The 8,948-nt window shown below is 58.2% G+C and carries 5 protein-coding genes and 1 pseudogene; 1 reads left to right on the top strand and 5 read right to left on the bottom strand.

The window, feature by feature from the left end:
* Window positions 1–2,405 (bottom strand): type VI secretion system Vgr family protein (locus BLQ92_RS38380; protein WP_090695956.1); only part of this gene is annotated, 2,405 nt, incomplete at its 3' end.
* 636 nt (window positions 2,406–3,041) lie between these two features.
* Between BLQ92_RS38380 and BLQ92_RS38375 the strand changes: the two genes are divergently transcribed.
* Window positions 3,042–4,193, top strand: coding sequence for a hypothetical protein (locus BLQ92_RS38375; protein WP_244896716.1), 1,152 nt, complete (start codon window positions 3,042–3,044; stop codon window positions 4,191–4,193).
* 715 nt (window positions 4,194–4,908) lie between these two features.
* On the opposite strand, the pseudogene BLQ92_RS38365 reads toward BLQ92_RS38375, so the two are convergent.
* The 4 genes and pseudogenes from BLQ92_RS38365 to BLQ92_RS38355 all read right to left on the bottom strand — a co-directional run.
* A pseudogene (locus BLQ92_RS38365) lies at window positions 4,909–5,133 on the bottom strand (recombinase family protein); the annotation flags it as partial.
* 115 nt (window positions 5,134–5,248) lie between these two features.
* A complete protein-coding gene (locus BLQ92_RS38360) occupies window positions 5,249–5,770 on the bottom strand; it encodes a hypothetical protein (protein WP_090695952.1) in 522 nt (173 codons plus the stop codon).
* An 82-nt stretch (window positions 5,771–5,852) separates the two neighbouring features.
* A complete protein-coding gene (locus BLQ92_RS39765) occupies window positions 5,853–6,317 on the bottom strand; it encodes a hypothetical protein (protein ID WP_143016750.1) in 465 nt (154 codons plus the stop codon).
* 27 nt (window positions 6,318–6,344) lie between these two features.
* Entirely contained in the window at window positions 6,345–8,930 is a 2,586-nt protein-coding gene (locus tag BLQ92_RS38355; RefSeq protein WP_090695951.1) for an AAA family ATPase, read from the bottom strand.
* Window positions 8,931–8,948 lie beyond the last annotated feature (18 nt).

The raw sequence follows: 8,948 nt of genomic DNA, 5'->3' as shown, positions 1-8,948 counted from the left end.
CAGCGCTCCAGAATGTGTCCGGTCGTGACGTTCTCGATTCCTGCGCCCTTGATGCTGATGTACGAGCCGCCCGCGCCAAGCCACACTTCCGTTTTCGCCGTCAGAACCAGCCGTCCCGTCGCACTCTCGACCTTGAGATCGAGCTGCGAAAGCAGGTTCATCGCATCGCTGAGCGCCTGGATGTCGATCTTTCCCTTGCTCGCAATGAGCTTGATGCCCAGGTTCTGCGCGAACAGGCTGATGCCGTCCATCACGCTTGCCAGCAACGATTTGCCCGCCGCAAGAATGACGTTTTTCCTCGCGACCGTGTTGACGTGCTGGTCAGCCGTCAGGTGAATGGACTGCTGCGTGCTCGCCGCAATGCCTTCAGGACTGGACAACACCAAGACCGGCTTCGAAAAACCGTTCGCATTGCCCGTCCCGCCCCCCGCGGTGCGGCCGCCCTTGCCGACGGAGGCCGCCACGCTGTGCTGGGTCGCATCGGTGAACGTCTTGAGCGCATCATGCCCATCCTGCAGACTCTCGCCACGGTTCGTCTCGCTCGCCTTCGAGACAGTTTCGAGGACGGCCTCAGCACCCGCCAGTTGCCCGGTCGCCGCTGTCACGTTCATCGGCTGCGTGGCGACCGGTTGCGTCGAAATGACCATGCCCTGTGCGGCGCGCAACGCACCATACGCACCCGACCTCAGATCGAAACCGGTCCCGATGAACGCGCCGCGCGTGTTATCCGTATGCTGGATCAGATACCCCATATGGAGGCCGGTGCTGTAGCTCGTTGAGTACAGGCTCAGGCGGTTCTGCCCGCTGGCGTCGTCCATGAGGAATTCGTTAAAGCCGTCGCCGCCATATTCCTTCGAGCGGTGGCCGGAGAACAGGCCATGCGAGTGGAAGGCCGGTTTCGTCGCGCCACCGTGCAGCCTCGAGATGATCACGGGACGGTCGCAATCGCCATTCACGAAGCCGACCAGCACTTCGTCTCCCTTGCGCAGCGCAAAATGACCGCCGCGCTGACTTCCCGCATCGGGCATGGCGGCGCGTATCCACGCCGACGCGCGTTCGTTGCGGCCCTTGCGGCTCCACGTCAGCCAGACCTTCGAGCGATTCAGGGAATCGGTGAAAATTTCTTCGTTATCCGGCGTGCCGACAATGCCCGTCTGCAGATGCATCTCGGGCTTGTGATGTCTGAGCGGACTGCGGAACGGCACGCGCCGACGCTGTGCTTCGATCTCCACCTGAAAAAATCCCGCGCTACCGTCCGTGTGGCGAACAGTCGATCCTGCTCCGGCTGCGCGCGCCTGTTCGACTTCGGTGCGCAGGCTCTTCGGGAACCGCGCGAGGGCTTCAATGCCCGGTACGTTGTTCTGGATCAGCCAGTCGACGGCAATGATCGCCATCTCGCGGTCGTTTGCCGGTTCGCTGTCGTGAACGGGGTGACCATCGAGCCGGTACCAGTAGCCGGGCAGCGCGCACCGCAGGCTGCCGACACCGAAGTAACGTTTCGAGCGGCTCGACATTTCCTCCGCGCGAATGCGCGCCTGCTGTTCGCCCATCTCGCTGTCCGACCACGAGTACCCGCCGGTATAAATGTACTTCTCGCCCTGCGCGGGCAGCTCGTCCTGATTGAACGCAGGCGAGCTGACCTCCTTCGGCAGGTCGGGTCGCATGTAGTCGAACGTGTTCGTCGTAATCACTTCGCTTTGCGTATCCTGCTGCTCACTCCACTGCGTCAGGCCGTCGAATTCCTCGTCCATGTCCGAGCGGCTGAATTTCACCACCTGTTCCGGCAGGGGCGGAACGAAATACAGGTCGTCCATGATGACGACCGTATGTGATTTGCCGTCCTTCGCGAATTCGAAGCGTGGGAAGACGCCGACCTCTTCCATGCTGCGGTAGACAAAGTTCCAGTCGTCCTCCCACTGGACCCGCTGCGAATACGAGCGGATGGGCGAGCGCAGGTCGAAGCGGTACTGGCCCTGGGCCTGGGGGGTCTTGGCGAACACATCGGAGAGAATCTGCTGTCCGTCAGCTTCCTGCCAGTCGCGGCAGTCACTGCTGAGCTTGAGAAAGCTAAGCCATGACGAAAACTGAATCTGGTAATACGTCATTGGCCCATCACTTCCCAGACGGCGGGCATGCTGCACGTACCCGTGAATCGGCATATAGCTGCCGTCGGTTTGCTGAATCCAGAGTGTGACCGGTTTCAGCACGAGCGCGCCGAGCTTGATCTGTTCACCATGCGCCGACACGGCATCGACGGTGAATTCGATATTTCCCCCGAGGCGGGCCGAACCTTTGACATACATCGGCACCAGCCAGTCCGGGCCAAGCGGCGTATCGAGCCTGTTAAGACGCCCAAGCTGCGTATATCCGGCGCGCAGCGCACCCTGCAGCACTTCGTAAGCCATGCTGAACCCCGTGTATGGAAAACGCATACGACCGCCACTCAAAGCGGGGCGGCCTGTTTACTGCGCTATTGACTGCATCTGGAAAACGAAGCCTTCGGACATCGAAGGTGTCGTTAAATTCACCCGGAAGGGAAAAGACGAATCTGAACCTTATATTCTTTCCACCTCGACTATCCATTCCGCATAAAATGTAAATCAGGCTGCGTCACTATCATATTAGCCATGCGCGCGATTTTACCTGAAGCCATACCCAGCGCCATATCGGCGTGGTGTCAAATCCTGTCAAACGACGAATGCAATCGACTTCAGGAGGACGGATACATCAGGTCATTTTTTGACAGAAAAATCCCGAGAACATATCTGTGCGTTTCCGAGAAACCTTGATAATTTACCAACCGGGAAGCAGGCTCCCTTTGCCTTTTCCCTTCTTGTTGCTTCGCTCCATTGATTCTGTCGCGAAGAAAGACAGCGAGCTGCCCGGAATCGAATGACCCGATCACTTTCAGGAGAGAAAACAGCATGCCACGTCGGCCCCCTGACCTGCCGAGCCTCACGCGCGAGGAATTCGAGACGCTGGTAGCGGCTGCGAGGCGGCCGGGTAAGCTGGGAAGACCGATATCGGATCGCAGCGCGGCAATGGCGCGCGCTGTTCTGATCGACGGTTTGACTTTTACGCAGGCTGCGCTCGCGCAGGAAGGGCACGCGTCAACCGCTTCCCAGGCCGTTTCGCTTTTACTGCGGCACCGGACGGAAGCAGCCGATCTGACCGCCCCATGTTTGCTCGACGAACAGCTGGACCAGATTCGCAGCAAGTTTGTCGATGCCGGATTGTCCTTGCTTGATGCAAGCTGGCGCGGACAGAACGTCCGGTATCGATTGAGATGCGAGCGAGGTCACGAGTGGGAGCGCGGCGGTCAGCAACTGTTACGCGTCGCCCGCATCGCGTGTCCGGATTGCCTGGTCGAAGATGGCATGAAGCGCATGCACGATATCGCCCGACAGTCGGGTGGTCACTGTCTGACCAGCACGTATCTTGGATTGAAGGGTCGATACCGGTTCGTTTGCGCAATCGGCCATGAGTTTGAAACGACCGCCGCCACCATCTTTCGGGGCTGCTGGTGTCCGATCTGTTCAAACATGAGAAGGGCCGAACGTCAGCTATGGGCCGCAGGCGGGCTTCTCCCGATACAGAACCGCGCCCGCGAACGCGGCGGGGAGTGTCTGTCCACGGTGTACGAAGGAAAGTCCGCACAGTACAGGTTTCGATGCGTTCAGGGACACGAGTGGGAAACGAGCGGCATCGAAGTCATGCGCGAGGCGTGGTGCCCGCAATGCGTCTACGAGAGGGCACGTCGACCGGATGGACTGGCGGAGCTTCAGCGGGTAGCCGTACGTCGAGGCGGCAAATGCCTGGCATCAGGTTATCAACGCATACAGACCCGCTATCCGTTCCAGTGTGAGCGAGGACACGAATGGTTGGCGTGGGGCTCAGAGATTCTTAAAGGGAGCTGGTGTCCGACGTGCCGCACCGAAGACCGGCAGCGGCGAGGCATCGAGACGATGCATGCGATTGCGGCGGAACGTGGCGGGCGGTGTCTGTCCGATACCTACGTTGATAACCAGACAAAGCTCGAATGGGAGTGCGCGCGAGGTCATCGGTGGTGGGCACGTCCCCGGCAAGTAGCGTCTGCTGGGAACTGGTGCGCACAATGCGGTTTCCTGTCGCAGATTACGCGCGAAAAGACGCGTCGCAAACGCCGCTATGAGGCGGTGAAAGCTGTCGGGTGAATGCATTGGTCCGTCCCGCTTCTGAAGCCTGCTCCGGAACCAATTGCTGCAAGGGTTGATCCGGTTTATCCTGAAGTCTCTCGCATCAACCGACTGCGTGCCGGTCTGGGTCAGTTTGGCCCGCAATGGGCTCAAGTTCGGCCAATCCCGTTCACTCGACGCTTCGGCCATAATCCTAAGCGATTGGCAGCCGTAAACGGGAAACCCGATGTTGGTTGATGCGAGTTGGCAGGCGCAAAGATCAACCGTGGATGAACCCAGATCGAAGGGCGGACGAGGGTCCGTGGGTCCCCTGCTAATGAGGCATGCATGGAGTTGGGATAATGGTGATTCCATACAATCTTGACGACGAAGCGCGTAACGAACTGCTGACCTACCTGGTCGCCTCTCAACTGGTCGCCCGCGCCCGATCGGGCGAATGGCTAACGCTCGAGCACGTGTGTGAATCTGCGAGCCTGTGGCTGAACGCGAACGGTGGCAATTGTGACGTGGTCGAGCGAGCTCGGTTGGGTGAGGAGTCGCTTAGAGTTGCGTCCGACGTGTTGGTATTCCCGATAATGAAAGACCCGGAATTCCTAACCCGAATGTTTACCGATGGTTGGCGGCTTGACTATCGGAGCCCAATCGTGCGATGTATTTTCGACGTTTGCGCACATCACCGGCTCGGTCCATTGGACGTTCAGAGAGAAAGTAGGCACCGCAAGTAACCCGAGACTTAGTCGGCGTGCGAAACGGCGTATTCCCTCGCCAGCCCGCGAGCTGATGCACCCGCGGCCAGCCTCGTTTTAATTTCTACCTTCTGTTGCGAGGTCAGCGAATCTCTGCGTCCCAACTTCTTCCCCTCGGCCTTTGTGCGGGCGAGTCCTGCATGCGTCCGTTCGATGAGGAGATCGCGCTCGAACTGCGACACTGCCGCCAGTACGGTTATATGAAGCTTGCCAGAGGGGCTGCCCGTGAGCGCCTACCGAGTACATGCGGAGCGCGTTGACAGATATTGGGTCAGCCAGATCACGCCCGGCTTGATCTCGGCTAGTCGCGCGTCTGGACCGCATTCGTTAGATTGCGCCTCGTATCGACGAGATTGCTTGGTCGAGCCAGATATGTAGTTGATGCGCTCCGGTCGGTAGATGCTCGACGCCCAAAGCGATCAATTTATCGGCGACTGTTTGTATTGATCTAGCCGGAAGGTTGCGAACTGCCTCAGCGACGGCAGACCGTTCTTCCAGACTCGAGTCGGAGAGGCTTTCGGCTCTGGCAAGTAAAAGCGCGCGAAGAGATTCCTCATGAATTTTGACGGTGACCACGCCAAGTATCGCTGACAGTCCGCCGTCGTCGGCCAGAAAATCAAGGCCTCTTGCGGTAATTTTCGGCAGCGAGAACGACAGATGGTGATCGAGCCCGTATGTAACGTTCGCTTCCACGAGTCCGTGTTCCTCGAGGTAACACATATTTGCAGCATATCGAAACTCGGCGGCGTCGTCCCACGCACGGGCAATTTGGCGAATATCGAATGGGAGCGGATAACTTTCGGCGAGTTGCTTCAGAAGCTCATGCTGGTATTCCCGATCAAGACTCATTTCATTTCCTTGGCTGTTGCAGTGTCATCGAGCGTCAGAAACCGGGCGGAGACTGGTCAAGCACCATCTATCTTTAGTGACGTCAGCAAGAGCAAACGTTGGGACGACACCGACCGTGAATTTTCCGAGACATCGGGCGAGTCACCGTTACATTGCTGGCCCACTTCAGGAGGGCAAGAGCTTCGACGCGTTCCGCATCGGAATATGAGTCAAGCACGAATCGGCTTCGTCCGTGATACATGCGTCGTGCGAGGTTTGGCGCAACACTTCTCAATTCCGGGCCTTCGGCGTCCATCAACAGGAAGCGGTCAAACGTAACGATGTCGCCACGGCGACCATTGTAGTCCGAACTACGTCGAGGGCCGACGCCGATCCAAGTCAATTTCTGCGCGATTCCTAAACTTATTGGTTCGGCACCGATGCCTCCCACACCGATCACGGCATCAAAATGAAAATCACGAATCCTTCCCATGCAGTCGTTGATACCGAATCGCCCCGAACGATCTGGATCACCCGTGTGAGTTCGCTTGTAGGTCAGTATTCGCATTTGCCGATCGCCGTGCCTGTCTCTGATCTACGCCGCAGCGCGCTTATCAAATTCCCCAATCCAATCGATCATGAGTTTGAGATCATCGGCCAGCTCGTCAACGCCCGGAAGATTCGCATCAACCTCGTCGGACTGCGAATGTTCGAACCGCGAATATTTGGTCATCATCTGATCTACGAGCACACAGTCGTCCGGCGTGATCTTCGCCAGCGATCGAATCTGCTGGGTCTGGACGGAGCGGCGAAAGCGCTCGATCAGTCCGCTCAACATAACCTTTTCGACAGACCGCTCAACTAGTATTCGGAAATCACCGCAAACCGCCTTCATTTCATTGTCGTAACCTACATCGCCCACGTCCAGAAGCTTGCGTAAAGCGGGTAACCGATGATCGCGCAGCTTCGCGAAGCCCTTGTCGGGCCGTTCTCGCCTCACATCAAGCGTATCCACGACGCCCACCAGCGTGCCCAGCCGCCGCAGTGATATGAAGGCTCGTGTAGGGGAGGTTCCGCCCGTGGCCGCCGCATTCTTGCTGGCCTTATCCAACGCATCTTCGAGAAGAGCCAGCAATGAAAGTCTGTGTGTGAAAACGATCACCTGCCGTGTCCGCGACAGCTCAACCAGCCGATCAGCAACGCGCTCTTCAAACTCCTGATCGAGAGATGAAATCGGATCGTCAAAGACGAACGGTGTCGACTGCCCCGAGCCGGTAATATCGGCTAGGAAGGCTGCCAGCGCAACGATCCGGCTTTCTCCCTCACTGAGAACGGCATGGGCCGTGGCGTTCTGTTTCGTGTCGCGTAGCTTAAGCGCAAACGAAATTCGGCCCTTGCCCTCTTGCAAAGGTTCTGGACTGATGAGTAGACGCTTTCCTCCAAGCGCCGATATCTCGGCGAGGAATCTTTCCTGATAGCCCTTCGCAAGCTCCTCGTCCGCGAGATCGTTTTTCTTGCGGGTAAGAGCATTCGTACCCGTCAAGCGGATTGCTTCGTCAATGTTGCCGACGATGCCCGCCCGTACAATTTCCGCTTCCAGAGCAGTCTTCTGCTGCGTCATCCATTCGCGCGCGCGAAGCTCCTTCAGCGTCTTTTCATGTTCGGCCTTTTTCCCATCTTTCTGCAACTCAGTAAGAGTCGCCTCCTCTTTCACCAGCGATGCCGAGAGCGTCGCTATTCCCTCGTCCAACTGCACCCAGCCGACGGGCGGCAAGTCGGCAACGACAGCGGCTGTCTCCGCCGCCGCGCGGCGAGCTTGAATACTCTCGAGCAAGCTGTGAGCGTCGGTTACCTCGATCTTCACGAGCCCAACTTCCAAGCGCCATTTGGCGATGGACGGCAATACGGGTAAGGCCTTTATCAAGGAGTCGCGCAGTTTTTCCGCAGTCTTTGCCCCCGTTTCAAGTCCGCCTTTCACATATGTTTCGAAGCTCGACAGTCGGGTACGCGCCGCATCATCAAGCGGCTGCTGGCACAAGACACATTTATCCTCGCTTTCATCGACAGCAGGGAAGGACCTATCTGGATAAGCCAGTTCTTCCGAATACTGCCTTGCCTGATCCCACATCAGGCGCCAGCTTTGTTTGCCAACACCATCGAGCGGCGCATTAGCAAATACGCGCTCAGCGTCGTCAGTAGCCGCTTTCCGTTTTTCGGCCGCGTCACGCCGGGCATTCAGAATCGCGACCAGCGTGTCGTCGGACAGCCCATCACGAAGGCTCTTCACTTCGGTTTCAAGCTGCAATAGGAGCTTCTTCTGGCGCTCCAGTTCTTTCAGACGACCGGAAATGTCTTGCTGCTTCAGGCTCGTCTCGATCTTGAGGCGCTCGTCCGCGTCCGCTGCCGTCCAGACGCACGCGGCATCAACGGCAGCCTGCGTTGTCGCAGGCTTAATTGCGGCCCAGAATGCCGCCGCGTTCGTGTCGGTATGGTCCGGCGGCATTACCGGAAGCTTTGTCGGCAACGCGTTTTTACGTCGCGATAACTCGGCGGCCACCTGCTCCGATATTTCGATTAGCCGCGAGATGAACCGCATGCGGCGCGGCTCATAAGACGCAACATTTTTATCGTTGACGTACGATGCGGCGACGGCAGAATCGAAGACGTGGATATGCCGGAGCTTTGCGGCTGGCCCTCCTGCCGCCGTCCATTCAACGGGCTCGGCCGCACCATTCCGCAGCACTACGAATTCTGCCGAAGGCGGAATGGGCTTCGTTAAGAAGACGTTGGGAAGCAGGTCTGTGCGCGTTCGCGCGCCGCACGCGTTTTTTACCAGTCGCGCAAAACCGGATTTCCCGGCACCGTTCGGGCCATAGACAATCGCGAAATCTTTATTGTCGAGATCGAGCGCGGCATCCTGCCGGATTGCGTTAACTCCATTCACCTTCTCGATCTTGGCCAATCTGACATTCAACGATGCGACCGCAGCGGTAAACGCGCCCGCGGGCACCGCCTCGAATGCGGCGGCGGGATTTTTTGACGCTTCAGCGAGGCAGAGATCGGCAAGGGCGTTTATGTCCTTGTCTTCCAGTGGGTGCTGCGATCCGAGCAACCGCGCCGCTGCCGTTTGCATCCAGCGCGGACGCTCGGCCAGCCAGCCCTCAAATGAGCTCTTACTCATCCTACCCCCGTGCAGTTA

This window comes from Paraburkholderia phenazinium, assembly GCF_900100735.1.
Classification (GTDB): Bacteria; Pseudomonadota; Gammaproteobacteria; order Burkholderiales; family Burkholderiaceae; genus Paraburkholderia; species Paraburkholderia phenazinia.
The sequence above is the reverse complement of the archived record's forward strand: the minus strand, read 5'-3'. Positions and strand labels throughout refer to the sequence as shown.